Here is a 16,046-nt window from a genome sequence, read left to right as displayed (position 1 = left end):
CAGCAGTTGTAAAGAACAAGACTCGCGTCATTGATTTGGATTTGAGTTCTTATTTTGATAACGTTCGGCATGACATGCTTTTAAAGAAAGTAGCCGAGCGGGTTAATGATGACGATGTCATGCGATTACTGAAGTTGATCTTGAAAGCAGGTGGTTCTCGAGGCGTTCCTCAGGGTGGTGTTATCTCGCCTTTGCTCAGTAACATTTACCTCAACGAGGTGGATAAGATGCTGGAACGGGCGAAGGAAGTAACCCGCCACGGTAGGTTCACGTATATTGAATATGCGCGTTTCGCTGATGACCTTATAATCTTGGTTGATGGTTACAGAAAGTGGGAATGGCTGTTAGAAGCTGCTCACAAGCGGCTTTTGGAAGAGTTTGAAAAGTTGGATGTTCAGATGAATCAAGAAAAGACCCGGATAGTTGATCTTACCCGGGATGAGTCGTTTAGCTTCCTGGGCTTTGATTTTCGGCGGATGAAGACACGCCGTGGAATGTGGGGCGTACGGTTTACTCCTCGCATGAAAGCACGGACGTCCTTGCTGCATAAGTTAAAGGATGTATTCCGCCGATACCAGTCCCAACCTGTGGATCGGGTTGTTTACCTCATAAATCCCATATTAAGGGGCTGGGCAAACTATTTCCGAATTGGTAACTCCAGCCGATGCTTTGGTTATGTTAAAGACTGGGTGGAGAGAAAGATCAGACGACATTTAATGTATGCCAGAAAACGCCGTGGCTTCGGCTGGAACAGGTGGAGTAGGGCTTGGCTGTATGAAGCTTTTGGGCTGTATAATGACTACAAAGTCCGTTACTACCAAGCGTGAAAGTGCTGCCAGTGTGATAGGTCACATAAACCTTGAGGTGAAAGTGACAGTGAAAGCCCAGTGCGGGAAATCCGCACGCTGGGTTTGTCGAGGCGGAGGTTGGAAACGGGCCTTTAGTACCGCGCCAGCCTTCGACCCTACCTGGGAGGGGTTGCAGGTGAAATTCCTGCGGTCTACTCCCCCCTACATTCCCGCCAATGAGGGGTGGCTTTACCTTGCCGGCCACAAGGATACCTGTCCGGCGAAGTCGTCGGCTACGCCATGAGAGCAACTGAATAAACAAGGAATTTGGTCCGCGAGCCGCTGTGGCGATTGTTACAACAGCGCCCCTATTGAAAGCTTCTCGGGCATCCTGAAAACCGAGCTGATTTTTCCACCGGCATTACCAGATTAGGCAGGAGGCGAAGTGTGATATCCAGGAGTACATTGAAATCCTTTACAACCGTCAGAGAAAGCAGAAGAAACTTGGTTATCTTTCATCGGCCACCTATGAATGCCGGTTTTACCAAATGCAAAAAGCTACGTAGGGGGTTTGTGCCCACTATTGACGACCAACCACAAGTAGGCCATCGTTTATTCTTTTCGTGTTCAATTGTTCGGGAACAAACAGAAAGGAGAAACGATGATCTGAAAGAGGAGTGCACCCAACTTGACCTGGCAGTGGAACTGCTCGTTGAAAAGGGGTTTGACGACATTGCGGATGCTGTCGGTGTTTTCATGAAGACGGCTATGAACCATGAGAGGTCTTGACATCTCAATGCTGATCTCTATGAGAGAGGAATCCAGCCAGGATTTAGATAGGGTTGATTTCTCAGTCTCAGCTCTTTGGCGGCGCACAAAACCGCTAGGCATCCGGATTGTAATTCAACTAAAACATGAACCATTCGTTGTTCATAAGAGATCGCGCCTCTTTGGTAAGCGGTATGAGATCTGTTTTGTCCAAAAGAGCCAAATTGAATTTACGATTCAATGCAGCAAAATGCCTCAAACCAAAGGCTATTTTGTTAAGATACGAGAAAACGCCGATGGCGCCTGGAGGAAATGCATTTGCTTTGGGACCATACAGTGCACGCAGATCAGGCAGGTCGCCAAATATTTCCTCAGCAGTTGAACCATATGCTTTATACTGTTGCGGGACGTCGCCGCTTTTAATCCGCTCACCTATTTTCTTCCCAGTCATAGCAGCAGCCATGGCCGCGCGGCACAAGCCAATACCACGAATGTGGCCGTCGCCATAAGCCAGCCCTTTAAAGACCTGATCTTCGCTTGCAAAGCCGCCCGTCATTATTATCGCTGGTAAATGAGCCCCTTCTTTTCTAAGTTTTTTACAGATAGTGACAACAGCATCTTCCAAGCAAACAGTCGGTAAAGACCATTCGTTCATCATCTTGGAGGGGCTGTAACCGGAACCACCGCCTGCACCATCGAAAGTAACCATGTCAATGTTTTCCACACAGGCGATTCGCAGCAAACGTTCTAAGTCGCCCCTGTCATATCCGGCCATTTTGAAATAGACATTCAGGACACCTGAATTTCTTAATTTAGCGATGTGTTCTTTTAGGGAATCTTCAGTCCACAACGGTAATCTGCCATAGGTGTTGAAATTGGGGCAGATTCCGTCATTGTAAGCTTTTTCTATGGCAGGGTCTCGAGGGTCGGGATATACCAAATCTCCGAGTTGCTGCCTTCTACGCGCGGTCTCTATATCCTTCATCCGTCTGACTGGCTGGGTACCTTTCGCCGATTGGCCAAACTTGATTTCAATGGCCTGTACGCCATATTTCTCAACGGCAATTTCGGGCACCCCCATAAGATTATCTTCAATATTGGATTGTAAAACAATTTGACCATAGCCTCGGTCATATTTACGGAAACATTCAAGGGCCTTGCCCAATAGCGGAAAATTTACTACCCTCCCATTTTTTACTTGCAGATCTGCATCATTATTTCTGGCTTCTTCACCAATTACACAGGTGACCCCGGCCATTGCAGCGCCGGCAAAATAGTCCTGCCAGTTGAGCTTAATCAGAGCTGGAAGTATGACCGGCATTGTCATTGTAACGAGGTTAACGTTTCCGTAAGTGCATTCAAGGTTTACATTGAAGATGGTGGCTTCTTCAGAGGTTTCGTTCACGCCTTGAGCACCAAACACTCGGCCGTTGATGTTAAAATGTGAAAAGTCTATCGGATAGTCTTTTTCCGATGCAATCTGATTGGTTCCGGTGGTCATGGGATAAACGGTTTTTGATCCCAAAACCGCAGCCTGTGCCAGTTCACAAGTACCGGTGCAATCTTCCGTACAAAAGGAACACATGCCAGACTGCGGTGATATAAAGCGACTCCGATTAGTTGCAGAGGTAAAACCGGAACTCAAAGATGGTGAGTATGACATAACATAACCCTTCCATTATATTTTTCGTTAAGCAAACGGTTTCCAGCAAGCCTTCCTGAATTGAATCAAAAATGTCACACAGTATTCGCCCATTACCTAGTCGTCTTTTCCGGCAAGGGGAAAGTCTCGTCCATAGCATCTATGTAGCGCTTCATATAGGTAACGCCGGCGGCAATCATGTCTTTCTGGGAAGGGAATTTCATACTGAGTCGGGAAGAATTCATGGCTACATCCTCGAATGATAGATTGCTGCATAACAACGGTTGAAGAGACCTTGGTAGAAGGCTGATGTATGATATATTAGACGCCAGTCTTCTGTCAAGCTGTCTTCTTTTTCGTCGCGGTGGCTCAACGTCGACAATCCGGGGAACTCCTTATGTTGGTTCCTCTTGTAACAGGACAGCGCAACTGCGACGCAGCTACAGTGGTGTGCGTCAAGTCGTGCAGTCTGCTTATCTCACATTTTCCTCAAACTCCGATTCGGTTCCCCTCCAAAAAAGGCGGCCGGATGAATCGGGATTATGAAAGCAACGTCCTGGCAATGATTTTTCCTTTTACAGGTGACAGACGCTAAGCCGATGAATTTTCCTAACAATGCGAGAGCCTTTTCTTCGTTGGCTGTCAGCTAACGAAGAAAGAGGAACAAATTTGTATTGACAATGTCGTGGTGTCTGATGTATCAGTGAGTATAGGGGAGTTTTAAACTCCTCATTTTTTCCTTTTGTCACCGCGTTCTCGGGCTGATACAGAGTGCCGGCAAGAGGAAATGTTTCAACGAAGCGAGGTTTGGCCGGAGCGGAGCACGGACAGATAATTCTCCGATCGTTGTCGACAGGTAATCGGAGAAACAAACATCATATCTCAGAGGAGGTTGATATGGGCAAAATGAAAATGACAACCGAAGAGGCGTTCATCAAAGTCCTGCAGATGCATGGCATCGAGCATGCCTTCGGGATCATCGGCTCGGCGATGATGCCGATTTCAGATCTCTTTCCCAAGGGCGGTATCACGTTTTGGGACTGCGGCCATGAAGGCAATGCCGGCATGATGGCCGATGGTTTCACCCGGGTATCGGGTAAGATGTCAATGATCGTCGCGCAGAATGGCCCCGGCATCACCAACTTTGTTACACCGGTCAAGACCGCATACTGGAATCATACCCCGCTGCTGCTGGTGACCCCGCAGGCCGCCAATGCGACCATTGGCCAGGGCGGTTTTCAGGAAGTCGAGCAGCTTGCGGTTTTCAAGGATATGGTTGCCTATCAGGAAGAAGTGCGCACACCGGCACGTATTGCCGAAGTGCTCAACCGCGTCATCATGAAGGCCAAGCGTGCCTCGGCGCCGGCGCAGATCAACGTGCCCCGTGATTTCTGGACGCAGGTAATCGAAATCGAGTTGCCGGCTATTATCGAATTCGAACGCCCCGGTGGAGGGGACGACGCCCTCGCCCGCGCCGCAGAATTGCTGTCCAATGCTAAATTTCCGGTTATTCTCAACGGCGCCGGGGTGGTTATCGGCAACGGCATCAAAGACTCGATGGCTCTGGCCGAGCGCCTCGATGCTCCGGTATGCTGCGGGTATCAGCACAATGACGCCTTTCCGGGCAGTCACCCTCTGTTTGCCGGACCGCTCGGCTATAACGGTTCCAAGGCAGGCATGGAAATGATCGCCAAGGCCGATGTGGTGCTTGCCCTCGGTACACGGCTCAATCCGTTCTCCACGCTGCCAGGCTATGGTATCGATTACTGGCCGCAGGATGCAGCCATTATCCAGGTCGATATCAATCCCGACCGGATCGGCCTGACCAAGCCGGTAACGGTCGGCATCGTCGGTGATGCCAAGAAGGTGGCAAACGGCATCCTTGGCAAGTTGTCGGCTACGGCCGGTGATAACGACCGTGCCGAGCGCAAGGCCCTGATTGCCAAAACCAAGGCGACGTGGGCTGAAGAACTGAAAACCCTGATCCATGAAGCCGATGATCCAGGTACCACATGGAATGAGCGGGCCCGAAGCCGCGAACCGAAGAAAATGTCCCCCCGCATGGCCTGGAACGCCATTATGGCAGCGCTTCCGAAAGAGGCCGTCATTTCCTCCGATATCGGCAATAACTGCGCCATCGGCAATGCCTACCCGACCTTTGAAGAGGGACGCAAGTATCTCGCCCCGGGTCTGTTCGGGCCATGCGGCTATGGCTTTCCTGCAATTCTCGGCGCCAAGATCGCCAGGCCGGATGTGCCGGTCGTCGGAATGGCCGGAGATGGCGCCTTCGGCATTTCCATGAACGAGATGACCGTCTGTGGCCGCAACAACTGGCCGCCGATCACCATGCTGATCTTCAGGAATTATCAGTGGGGTGCTGAAAAGCGGAACACGACGCTTTGGTATGCCGACAATTTCGTCGGTACCGAACTCGATACCGATGTCTCCTATGCTGCGATTGCCCGTGCCTGCGGCCTCGAAGGGGTCCAGGCCACGTCGATGGAAGAGTTGACGTCGCAACTCAACGCGGCAATCAAGGGACAGATGGAAGACGGTAAGACCACCTTTATCGAGGTACTGGTCAACCAGGAACTCGGTGAGCCGTTCCGGCGCGATGCCATGAAGGCGCCGGTACCTGTTGCCGGGATCGACCCGAAAGATATGCGTCCGCAAAAAGGGGCCTAGAAAGAATGTGGTTGTCTTGAGGTGAACTCGTTCGGCGCCCTGGCAGTGGATAATGAGGCGCCGAACGATTCGATACCCAAGCGTGCCAATAATAACAAGGGGTGAGTGTCATGGGAAAAATGAAGGTGCTTGAATACGAAACCGAAGAGATTGTGAAAGGCGATAAAGACTTCTTGTGGCACCATCTCAAGCCGCACAAGGTCTTTGAGGCCGCAGAACAGCTCATCCCGGTCAAGGCCGAAGGACTGGTGGTTACCGATATCAGAGGGCGGGAGTTTCTCGATTTCACCTCGGGTGGTGTCTGGAGTGTGGTCGTCGGTTATGGACGGGAGTCGGTGGCCAGGGCCGTGTACGAGCAGTTGAAGGAAATGCCCTATTTTGCCGGTGTTTACGGCAATGTCCCGGCCATCAAGTTTGCCCAGAAGCTGCTCGAGAAGCTACCCAGGATGGGAAAGGTCTATTTTTCCAACAGCGGCTCGGAAGCCAACGAAAAGGCGTTCAAGCTGCTGCGCCAGGCATCCCGTTTCGTTCCGGAACGCAAAGGGAAGATCAAGATTCTTTACCGTGACCGGGATTATCACGGGACTACCATTGGAGCGATGAGCGCTTCGGGCCAGAGCGAGCGGAAAAAAGATTTCGAGCCGCTTGTTGAAGGGTTTGTCGAATTTCCCCACTGCTGCTGCTACCGTTGTCCGTTCGACAAGTCTTACCCGGGGTGCAATATCGAATGTGCCCGAGTTATAGATGATATCATCCAAAAGGAAGGCCCGGAAACCGTGGGGGGCCTGATTGTCGAACCAATTACCGCCGGTGGCGGTATTCTCACGCCGGTTCCTGAGTATTTCCCGATCGTCCAGGAGATCTGCCGGAAATATGATGTGTGGTTGATTATGGACGAGGTCGTTTGCGGCTTCGGCCGTTCCGGAAAGTTCTGGGGACACGAGCACTATGATGTAGATCCCGATATCGTGACCATGGCCAAGGGGTTGGCCAGTTCCTATGAGCCACTTTCGGCCGTGGTGGTCAAACAATGCATTTACGACTTGTTCGTCAACGATCCGGCCGATCCCCAGACTCGTCTGAACTTTTTCCGTGATATCAGCACCTATGGCGGGTGTGCCGGGCCGATGGCGGCTGCCCTGGAAACCACGAGAATCATTGAGGAAGAGAACCTGGTGGAGCGTTCACGGGAAATGGGCGTCTACCTGCTTGATCGACTGAAAGAGCTGCTCGATTTGCCGATAGTCGGCGATGTCCGTGGTGTCGGCCTGTTCTGCGGTGTCGAGTTCGTGCGTGACAAAGTCACCAAGGAGCCGGTTTCCGAAGCGGAGATGGCCAAAATCGTCGGCAACGTATTTGCCCAGAGCGTCATTGTCGGTCGGACCAACGTCAGTATTACCGGGCTCAACACGGTCATGAATTTCGCTCCGGCTCTGATTGTCACCAAGGAGCAGATCGACCGCTTGGTCGACGCGGTGCGGAAAGCGGCAGAGATCGGTATCTAGTTGCTGCATCACATTTATTTGGAGTTCATCAGGAGCATCCCGTCGGGGTTTAAGCCAGCGGGATGCCCCTGATCCGTTTGTCATAATCTACGTCTACGGAGGTTACCTGTGAAAGTTGGAATATTAAAAGAGATCAAGGTAATGGAAAAGCGTGTGTGCATGGTCCCCACCGGTGTTGCCACCATGATCGCCAACGGCCATCAGGTTCTCGTGGAGTCCGGGGCCGGCGTTGGTGCAGGCTTTCAGGATGACGAGTATCGGGCCGCTGGCGCCACCATTGCCGGTACGCCGGCTGAGGTGTATGGCGCCTGCGACATGGTCATGCACGTCAAGGAACCGCAACCGTCTGAATACGACTTGATTCGTGAAGATCAAATTATTTTCACTTACTTGCATTTGGCCGCCGATGAGCAGCAGACCACAGCGCTGATCAAAGCAAAGTCGGTCAATATTGCCTATGAGACCATCGAAAAGAAAAACGGCTCCCTGCCCCTGCTCGTACCGATGAGCGAAGTCGCCGGCCGGATGGCGGCGCAGGTCGGCGCTCACTGCCTGGAAATGCCCCAGGGCGGGATCGGGGTATTGCTCGGAGGTGTCAAAGGGGTTGCGCCGGCGACGGTGGTGGTTATCGGCGGCGGTGTCGTCGGTTACAATGCCGCGAAAATGGCCTGCGGGCTCGGCGCCATGGTCTACATCCTGGATACCAATCTGGAGCGGCTCGCCTATCTGGATGAGATTATGCCGGCTAATTGTATCCCGGTTATGTCCAACCCGGCTCTTCTGCGTGAATACGTGAGGAAAGCCGACCTGGTTATCGGTGCGGTCCTGATTCCCGGCGCAAAAGCTCCGAAACTGATCACCCGGGATATGCTGCCCGATATGAAAAAGGGCTCGGTCATCGTCGACGTGGCTATCGATCAGGGGGGCTGTGCCGAGACATCGAAGGCCACGACGCACGCAGACCCCACTTTTTTCGTTGATGGCGTGCTTCACTACTGCGTCGCCAACATGCCGGGAGCGGTTGCCCGTACCTCGACCATTGCCCTGACCAATGCCACCCTGCCCTATGCCGTGCAGATAGCCAACAAGGGCTGGAAAAAGGCGATGCAGGAAAATGAAGAGATCAAACTGGGAGCGAATGTGATTCACGGAGCGGTGACCTATCAAGCGGTTGCCGAAGCATTCGGCCTTGATTATACGCCGGTTGATACGTTTCTTTCCTGATCTGCTTTGTGGATAACGATGTCATACTTTCCTGTTTCCTTGACATGTGCTCAGGATCGTTTAGATTGCTGTGACACTATTGGTATGTAGGGCAGGAAAGTGTGACATTCCCGGTATCCAAGGCACCGTTGATGACTGATACGCTGAATTATTCGTCTCTGAGCGAGTTGGTTTACGATTATCTGCGCCGACAGATGAATGAAGGCGATCTGTTTCCAGGATCGACCATCAATATCGGCGGAATAGCCAATCAACTCGGGATTAGCAAGACTCCGCTGAGAGACGCCCTCATCCATCTAGAACTCGAGGGATTTGTGACGATCATTCCCCGCCGGGGCGTGCTGGTCAACAAACTCACCCTCGAGGATGTCAGAAGTGCGTATGATGCGATTGGCCTGGTAGAGGCGTTTATTATCGAAGAGTGCATCGATAAGATTACCCCGGCTCATATCGATCAGCTGGAGATGCTCAATGATGTGATGTTTACCGACATCAAGGCAAACGACTTTTCCACGTTTTTTAAGACCAATCTGCAATTTCACAATGTCTATGTGAACATCTCGACCAACGGGCCTCTCAGGAAGTTCATTCTGCCGATAAAGCATCGCCTCTACGATTTCCCGCGAAAAAAGTATAATCCCGAGTGGGAATACCGAAATTGTTTGGAACACCAATCGTTCATCGAATTCCTGAAACAGGGCAACAGCGCGGAAGCTATCCGTATTTTGAAAGATGTGCATTGGTCGTTTGAGTTCCAAAAGGAATTCATTTACGCTTTCTATGAGAAAAACGGTTTTGCCGGCTAAAGAGCCCCCGCGTTTTCTTTCTCTTCCTTTTTAGGCTGCCGTTTCGTGCAGCACATACCGTTATGAAAGCACATGCAACAGCGGGTCAGGCGGTTGCCGGCGTGGGACTCGTCATATTCGATTGGGCCGGCACCACCGTCGATCACGGTTGCCGCGCGCCGGCAGCCGCATTTGTCCAGGGATTCAAGGACTATGGCGTGTCAATTTCTATGGCCGAGGCCCGGGGCCCAATGGGACTGGAGAAACGGGATCACATTGCGGCGCTTGCCGCCATCGACCGGGTGGCTGACGCCTGGCGATCCGTCCATGGCCGGGCGATAACCGATGCTGATATCGATGGGCTGTATCACGCTTTTGTTCCGCTGCTCTCTGAAACTCTCCGCGAATATAGCGCAGTTATTGATGGGGTGGCTGATGCAGTAAGGGAATTGCGCGAACGCGGTCTCAAAATCGGTGCCTCAACCGGATATTTTCAGGAGGCAGCTGATATTGTTGAAAAAACTGCCGCAGAACAGGGCTATGTCCCTGATGTTTCGATATCCGCCTCGGCGGTCCCCGCCGGTCGGCCGGCGCCGTGGATGATTTATCGCCTGATGGAACGGTTGCATGTGTACCCCCCGCGACGAGTGGTCAACGTCGGCGATACCGTGGTCGACATGGAGGCGTCGGCAAATGCCGGCGTCTGGGCGATCGGGGTTTCCCGTACCGGGAATTTGTGCGGTTTGTCCCAGCCGGAGTTTGCCCGACTGAAGGATGAAGATGGTGTCAATCTGGTGGCCGCAGCACGGCGCAGCCTGCTGGCGGCGGGCGCGCACTATGTCGTCGAAAGTGTTGCCGAACTGCAGCCAGTGATTGATGCAGTTGACGACCGGCTGCGGCGGGGAGAGTTCCCGTAAAAAAGGCCCCCGGCGAGGCACGTGGTGATAGCCAAAATGACACGTCCGGCACCTCCTGAGGCAGGAGGGCCGGACGCGGTGTTTCAGCGAAAAGAACGAATCAGCAGACTTCTTTCTTTAGATCGGATTACAACTCGCCGATGTCCTCGAGGTATTGTTTCCACAGGGCAACACCTTTTGCGTTGCGCTCGGATCGTTCGGCAACCTTCGGCCAGACAACTTCTATCGAGCGTGCACGCATCCGCTTGACTTCCTCATCGGAGAGTTGGATAACCTCGCCACCGGCTCCCTTCAGGATCTCCAAAGCCTCGTTGACACCTTCCCAATGCAGACGGCTAGTCTCAAAGTAGGTCGGCATGAAAATGCTGTCGATCTGGTCTCGCTGCCATTGGTTGAGAGAGTTCCATTTGTCGAGATTGATGTAGATTTCCTGGTGCTGGGCTGGACACCAGCCAGGCAGACTCGCATATTTGATGACTTCATGGAAAGCCATATCGTCGATTCCACCGGTATCCCAGTAAGTACCGTCGAGGGTGCCGAGCCTGATAGCGGTGTATATGTCACCTCCACCCATTGAAACCGGTGCGCCCCCCACCGCCTCATGGAAGAGTCCTTGGGGACCTCCGGCGCGCATCTTCTTGCCGGCAAGGTCTTCGAGCTTGTTTACCGGGAATTTGGTAAACATGGAGTTGGGACCCTGACTCGTCCACCCTACCCAGCGAAGGTTGCGCTCTTTGGCGGCCTCCTGAACCAGTTCTCCAATACGGTATTTCGGATCACCCCACATGGCGGCCCAAGCATCACGCCAGTTATTGGCGCCCATGGCCATGCCGAAAGCCAGCATGCCTTCAGGCATGTCACCACCATATACTGTAGCCCATCCTGCGTAAACATCGATCATACCTGCGACGGTTGCTCCGAATGCTTCACCACCGCTCGTTATGGCCCCGGCGGGCTCCAGTTGAAATTTTACAGTTCCCTGTGTTGCTTCCTCAACCGCCTTGGCCCACGGAACGATTCCTAACGACCAACCGGCGTCAGACTGATCGAAACAAGGTTGAAACAATAACGTAGTTACCTTGTCCGGGGGGCCGTATTCCTCTGCGGCGATAGTGGAACCAGCCATAGCCAAGATGCCTATAGCAGACAGCGCACTCAGCAATTTGATAGACCACTTTTTCATGTGTTTTTCCTCCTGTTATCCTATTTGATATTCGAGAGAAAAACGGCCTTAACGTTAAAGCAGCTTTTCCTCCCAGTTACTGTCATTTGGCCACTTCTTAGCAGGTTTGCAGCGAGTAGTGAATCAATCAACCTTGTTCTTGGAAAAATCGGCTATAACGTCTACTTCATAATCCTCCTTGGAAAGAATGGTGATAATGTCATTGACTAATTTCTTCAAGACCACAAGCAGCACGATAACTGCCGCTATAGGAATAAGTATTTTGATTGGATAGAGAGGGATTGGAACACTGGTGGGCGTAACCTGTTTCAACTTGAGCGAGAGCATGCCGGCATCCCAGCCTTTTGTGATTAGAACGCCAAGGAACAGAAACGAGATCGGAACGGTTATGATATCGCAAATGGCTTTCTTTTTTTTCGAAAATCGAGCGTAGAACAAATCAAGCTTCACAAAGTTATCGGAATTCAGAGAATAGGCCCCTCCCATACAGGCTATAAGAACCATAGCTACCTGCAAAGTAGTGGCGATCCATAGGGACGGCGAATTGAGTACATATCTGAAGAAAACGTCGCTCACGCCGAAAATCATACAGTACAGGATAAGAAGCCAACCGATCCGACCCATTCCCTCACATATCATATCTACGGTTTTTTCAACCATGTTCCAGACCTTCATGGGTTCCTCCACCGGGCGATAATTCGCTTTATATTTTTTTGGGTATCGAACGTGTGCTTTACGGATCGCTGTGAAATGTTCGATTTCCCTTCATGTGCATACATGTTCTCATTTGCAAGTTAGTTCATCAGAGATGGCAGCCAGAGGGCAATCGCCGGGAAAAAGAAAATGAGAGTAAGGCCAATCACCTGCAGGACGATGAATGGACCGACAGATTTGTAGACATCCCCCATGGTAACATCCGGCGGTAGAATACTCTTGATCCAGAAAAGAACGAACCCGAAAGGTGGGGTCAGGTAAGCGATTTGGATATTGACGATGAACAGGACCCCGAACCATAGCTTGTTTATGCCCAACTCATTAATAATTGGGAGAAAGAGAGGGGTGCAGAGCATGATGATAGCCCAGTCATCCATAAACATGCCAAGCAGGAGGATGATGAACATCATCATCAACAGAACGCCGTTCTCACCACCCGGCATGCCAAGGACGAGTCTGGTTACGATTTCTTGACATCCGAGGGAATTAAAGATGTTCAAGTAAATATTCGCACCGATCAAAATCCACAACCCCATACCGGTTAGTTTCAGGGTTGATTCCAAAGATTCTTGCAATACCTGCCAGGTCAGCTTGCGATAGACAAGATTGATAAAGCAGGCTCCGGCGGCACCGAAAGCGGCAGCTTCTGATGGCGTAGCAATCCCCCCCCAGATAGCGCCGAGCACGATGAGAATGAGAACGACGAACGGCCAGATATTGAAAACGGCAATGACTTTTTCGCGGACGGTAAACTTTTCGTCAGATGGCAGTGCGGGTCCAATATGCGGTTGGATCTTGCAACGGATACCAATATAGATGATGTAGAAGCTGGCGAGCATCAATCCCGGCAGCACACCGCCAAGAAACAATCCACCTATCGATACCTTGGCAAGCAGGCCGTAAAAGATGAACGGTACGCTTGGAGGAATCAGGGCGCCGAGAGCGCCGCCGGCACCGATTGACCCGATGGCGATAGCACGGTCGTAATTGTATTTCATCATCGAAGGGAAAGCAATCTGCCCCATAGTGATTGTCGCCGGTGGGGTGATGCCGGTGATTGCGGCAAAAATAGTGCAGACAGCAACTGTCCCCATTGCCAGACCACCGGCGATGTGGCCGATCAGCTTGTATACAGCATCGTAGGCAGCTTCGGCGATACCGGAAAAACGAATGAGACTGCCCATGAAGAGAAAGAGGGGGATGGTGACCAGGACGTGATTCCACGGGGTATAGTGAAAGGCGCTGGGAATGGCCAACAAAGAGCGGGGTTCGAAAATTAAGGCAAAAATAACTGCGATGCCGCCTAAACCAAGGGCAACTGGGAGCCCGAGAAATAGAACGAAAAACAGGCTCAAAAAGTATAGCGCGGTGATGATTTCGATACTCACGGTTTCTCCTTTCTCGTTTTGGTTCCTCTCAGCTCAGGGTTCAGCTCTACCCGTGCGAGTTCTTTTTCCCCGGATGGTGGGTGAGGAGATGAACATATATGATGTCGCGGAAGAACGGCAGGTGCTCGAGTGCGAATAACCGTGCGACTCATGGCCCGTATTGCGGAAGTCGGCAACCGAGCGACACGAGTTTTGCCGGCCAGTTTCAGGCAGTGAATGGTTGGATTTAAAGTGTATACGACAAGAGAGGAGAAGGGGGATGCTTGAACTGCCAACGGGAGATGGCCTGAGCCAGCTTGGGCCTCGTTCTTCTTTAACAGCATCTGCATCACTTTCCCCCATTTCAGGCGATTGCTGAACTGGCCGCTGTGCGCCGGCCAGTTCAGCAGTGAACTAGCAAAGAAACAACAAAGTTTCGCTGTGCGTGTTGAGTTCAGGGGTGGTTTCTGGTTTTCTGTTCGTTGTATATACTACCTTGTTGCGAATGCTTCCATTGTACGACGCATTAGAGCCATTTGGAAGCAGGGAAAATACTCCTCGGCGTCAGACCGAGCTTTCCCTGAATAATAATAGGAGCTTTCAAATTCATTAATAATAATCAATTCTGGCCTCTTAACGTATCACTGGAGCGGTTTACGCATGCATATATCCCAGACTCCCGATCATTGAGCCACGCAGCTCCTGACAGCGGGGCTTGCCTTCTTTTCGGTGGACGCGCTGGCCGACTCTCCGGCAACGTAAGTTCCGGACGGTGGTGCAACCCGAACTGTGGCCACTTTGTTCTGGGTGAAGAAGTCGATCCCGTCTTTGCCCTGGACTTTGTTGGTGCCCAGGTGAGAATCTTTGATGCCTCCGAACGGCAGGTATGGGTGAGGCGCACAAATGCCGACGTTGACTCCTACCATGCCGACATTGGCCTCGGCAATGAACTGATCTGTGTAATATTGGTTTTGCGTAAAAATGCAGGCGCCGTTGCCGAACGGTTGGGCGCGGATAATCTCCAGGACATCATCGAGGTCACGGATTTTCATGACCGAAATGACTGGTCCGAAGATTTCCTCTTTGGCGATGGTCCGGCATGGGGTGACTCCTTCGAAAATGGTCGGGCCGACAAAGTAGCCGTTCTTGTTTTTGGCAGGTATGTCAGGATTGCGACCGTCAAGTACCAGATTGGATCCTTCTTTGATGCCGATCTCGATATACTGTTCGATCTTTTTCTTGGCTTGCGCGGAGATTACCGGTCCCATGTAGACGTCGGGATCGAGGGCGTCGCCGATTTTGATTTTCTTGCCGGCGGCTATCATTTTTTCAACGAAAGAGTCGTAAATTTCCGGAACGACGGCAACGATGGAGCCGGCAAGACAGCGTTGGCCAGCGGAGCCGAAGCAGGAGTGGATGAAGTTATCGATGAAGACATCCGCCTGGGCGTCTTCCATAACGGCGAGGATATTCTTGGCGCCACCTAGGAGCATGCTGCGTTTGCCTCCTCGACCACACGCTTCCGCCATTTTCTTGGCGGTCGGGGTTGAGCCGACCAGACAGACACCGCTCATTTTCTGGTGTTCATACCAGGTGCCGGGAATGGAGCGGTTTCCATGAACGATGTTCACGACTCCTTTCGGCAGTCCGACCGCTTGAAACAGCTCACCGATTTTCTGCATGAACAGGGGAGATTGCGTGGACGGCTTAAAAATAAAGGTGTTGCCGGCGCCGATGGCAAACGGAACGAACCAGGCAAAGACGAGGGCAGGAAAATTGAACGGCGCCACGCCGCCGAAGACGCCTAACGGCTCCTTGATGATACGACCGGAGATGTTGGTGGAAATACCATGCAACGTTTCACCTTGCAGCAGTGCCGGAATAGTGCAGGCCATTTCGAATATCTCAACAATTCTGCGAACTTCACCGCGTGCTTCACTGACATGTTTGGCCTGGTCGGTGGCGATAATGACGGCAAGTTCCTCTTCATGATCGATGATGGCTTGCCGCAGGTCGTAGAGATACGCCATTCGCTTGGCAACAGAAAGTTTGCGCCAGGGATCGTAGGCGCTGTATGCCGAATCGACGGCTTCCAGGCTGGTTTTTTCGGAGGTCAGCGGGACCGCACTGATTTGTTCTCCTGTTGAGGGGTTATAGACCGGCACCATTTCGACGCCGGTCTCCTCCATCCATTCTCCGTGAATAAAGTTCTTGACCGGATTGTTTAGTTTGATTTCAGACATGGTTCAGGCTCCTTTACTCAGTTCGGTTGGGCTTTTTTTGTTCGGGTGTGCTGCTTCCCGTGGATGGTGTGAAAAAAGCGCCACTACTAGCAGGTGTGAGACGAGGGGGGATGAGCGAGGGGAAAAGGAGCATAGGGTCCTCATGGGCATAGGGGAAAGACCTATGGAAGTCTCTGTGCCTGTCCAATGTGCGCTTGCGCTGTTTCTTTATAACTAATATTTGAT

The 16,046-nt window shown here is 51.8% G+C and carries 12 protein-coding genes and 1 pseudogene; 7 read left to right on the top strand and 6 right to left on the bottom strand.

Translation table 11 applies throughout. The features are described 5' to 3' along the window. Positions 1-827, top strand: an 827-nt coding sequence (locus BUC26_RS02270; RefSeq protein WP_244155758.1) for a reverse transcriptase domain-containing protein, incomplete at its 5' end; no start/stop codon positions are given. Between the two features lie 386 nt (positions 828-1,213). Further along, a pseudogene (locus BUC26_RS24480) lies at positions 1,214-1,354 on the top strand (IS3 family transposase); the annotation flags it as partial. A 341-nt stretch (positions 1,355-1,695) separates the two neighbouring features. Here the strand turns inward: BUC26_RS24480 and BUC26_RS02255 are convergent. Next, positions 1,696-3,219 carry a glutamate synthase-related protein gene (locus tag BUC26_RS02255; RefSeq protein ID WP_073373184.1) on the bottom strand — a complete coding sequence of 508 codons (1,524 nt, stop codon included), beginning with the start codon at positions 3,217-3,219 and terminating at the stop codon, positions 1,696-1,698. A 92-nt stretch (positions 3,220-3,311) separates the two neighbouring features. Next, positions 3,312-3,443, bottom strand: a complete 132-nt coding sequence (locus BUC26_RS24355) for a hypothetical protein (RefSeq protein ID WP_279626258.1) — start codon at positions 3,441-3,443, stop codon at positions 3,312-3,314. A gap of 661 nt (positions 3,444-4,104) precedes the next feature. Between BUC26_RS24355 and xsc the strand changes: the two genes are divergently transcribed. The 5 genes from xsc (at position 4,105) to phnX (ending at position 10,314) form a co-directional block, all read left to right on the top strand. Next, positions 4,105-5,883: a sulfoacetaldehyde acetyltransferase gene (gene xsc, locus BUC26_RS02250; RefSeq protein WP_073373219.1), complete on the top strand. Its 1,779-nt coding sequence runs from the start codon at positions 4,105-4,107 to the stop codon at positions 5,881-5,883. 110 nt (positions 5,884-5,993) lie between these two features. Then, the gene (locus BUC26_RS02245; protein ID WP_143165880.1) at positions 5,994-7,388 is read left to right on the top strand and encodes an aminotransferase class III-fold pyridoxal phosphate-dependent enzyme; all 1,395 of its coding nucleotides are present in this window, start codon (positions 5,994-5,996) and stop codon (positions 7,386-7,388) included. 108 nt (positions 7,389-7,496) lie between these two features. Then, positions 7,497-8,612, top strand: a complete 1,116-nt coding sequence (gene ald, locus BUC26_RS02240) for an alanine dehydrogenase (protein WP_073373183.1) — start codon at positions 7,497-7,499, stop codon at positions 8,610-8,612. A 131-nt stretch (positions 8,613-8,743) separates the two neighbouring features. After that, complete coding sequence (locus tag BUC26_RS02235) at positions 8,744-9,418, top strand: GntR family transcriptional regulator (protein ID WP_073373182.1); 675 nt, start codon at positions 8,744-8,746, stop codon at positions 9,416-9,418. A gap of 62 nt (positions 9,419-9,480) precedes the next feature. After that, a complete protein-coding gene (gene phnX, locus BUC26_RS02230) occupies positions 9,481-10,314 on the top strand; it encodes a phosphonoacetaldehyde hydrolase (protein ID WP_073373181.1) in 834 nt (277 codons plus the stop codon). A gap of 127 nt (positions 10,315-10,441) precedes the next feature. On the opposite strand, the gene BUC26_RS02225 is transcribed toward phnX, so the two are convergent. The 4 genes from BUC26_RS02225 to BUC26_RS02210 form a co-directional block, all read right to left on the bottom strand. Then, positions 10,442-11,497: a TRAP transporter substrate-binding protein gene (locus BUC26_RS02225; protein WP_073373180.1), complete on the bottom strand. Its 1,056-nt coding sequence runs from the start codon at positions 11,495-11,497 to the stop codon at positions 10,442-10,444. Between the two features lie 123 nt (positions 11,498-11,620). Further along, positions 11,621-12,172 carry a TRAP transporter small permease subunit gene (locus tag BUC26_RS02220; protein ID WP_073373179.1) on the bottom strand — a complete coding sequence of 184 codons (552 nt, stop codon included), beginning with the start codon at positions 12,170-12,172 and terminating at the stop codon, positions 11,621-11,623. Between the two features lie 119 nt (positions 12,173-12,291). Beyond that, positions 12,292-13,599 (bottom strand): TRAP transporter large permease, encoded by a 1,308-nt coding sequence (locus BUC26_RS02215; protein WP_073373178.1) that lies wholly within the window; start codon positions 13,597-13,599, stop codon positions 12,292-12,294. A gap of 662 nt (positions 13,600-14,261) precedes the next feature. Further along, positions 14,262-15,821, bottom strand: coding sequence for an aldehyde dehydrogenase family protein (locus tag BUC26_RS02210; RefSeq protein WP_073373177.1), 1,560 nt, complete (start codon positions 15,819-15,821; stop codon positions 14,262-14,264). Between the last annotated feature and the right edge of the window lie 225 nt (positions 15,822-16,046).

This window comes from Desulfofustis glycolicus DSM 9705, assembly GCF_900130015.1.
Classification (GTDB): Bacteria; Desulfobacterota; Desulfobulbia; order Desulfobulbales; family Desulfocapsaceae; genus Desulfofustis; species Desulfofustis glycolicus.
Note: the sequence above shows the minus strand (reverse complement) of the source record. Positions and strands in the feature narration are given on the sequence as shown.

What these genes read in the sequence shown, in the direction of transcription:
- BUC26_RS02255 (WP_073373184.1), bottom strand. Translation starts at nt 3,219, where the DNA reads ATGTCATACTCACCATCTTTGAGTTCCGGTTTTACCTCTGCAACTAAT.
- BUC26_RS24355 (WP_279626258.1), bottom strand. Translation starts at nt 3,443, where the DNA reads ATGAATTCTTCCCGACTCAGTATGAAATTCCCTTCCCAGAAAGACATG.
- xsc (WP_073373219.1), top strand. Translation starts at nt 4,105, where the DNA reads ATGAAAATGACAACCGAAGAGGCGTTCATCAAAGTCCTGCAGATGCAT.
- BUC26_RS02245 (WP_143165880.1), top strand. Translation starts at nt 5,994, where the DNA reads ATGGGAAAAATGAAGGTGCTTGAATACGAAACCGAAGAGATTGTGAAA.
- BUC26_RS02235 (WP_073373182.1), top strand. Translation starts at nt 8,744, where the DNA reads ATGACTGATACGCTGAATTATTCGTCTCTGAGCGAGTTGGTTTACGAT.
- phnX (WP_073373181.1), top strand. Translation starts at nt 9,481, where the DNA reads ATGAAAGCACATGCAACAGCGGGTCAGGCGGTTGCCGGCGTGGGACTC.
- BUC26_RS02225 (WP_073373180.1), bottom strand. Translation starts at nt 11,497, where the DNA reads ATGAAAAAGTGGTCTATCAAATTGCTGAGTGCGCTGTCTGCTATAGGC.
- BUC26_RS02220 (WP_073373179.1), bottom strand. Translation starts at nt 12,172, where the DNA reads ATGAAGGTCTGGAACATGGTTGAAAAAACCGTAGATATGATATGTGAG.
- BUC26_RS02210 (WP_073373177.1), bottom strand. Translation starts at nt 15,821, where the DNA reads ATGTCTGAAATCAAACTAAACAATCCGGTCAAGAACTTTATTCACGGA.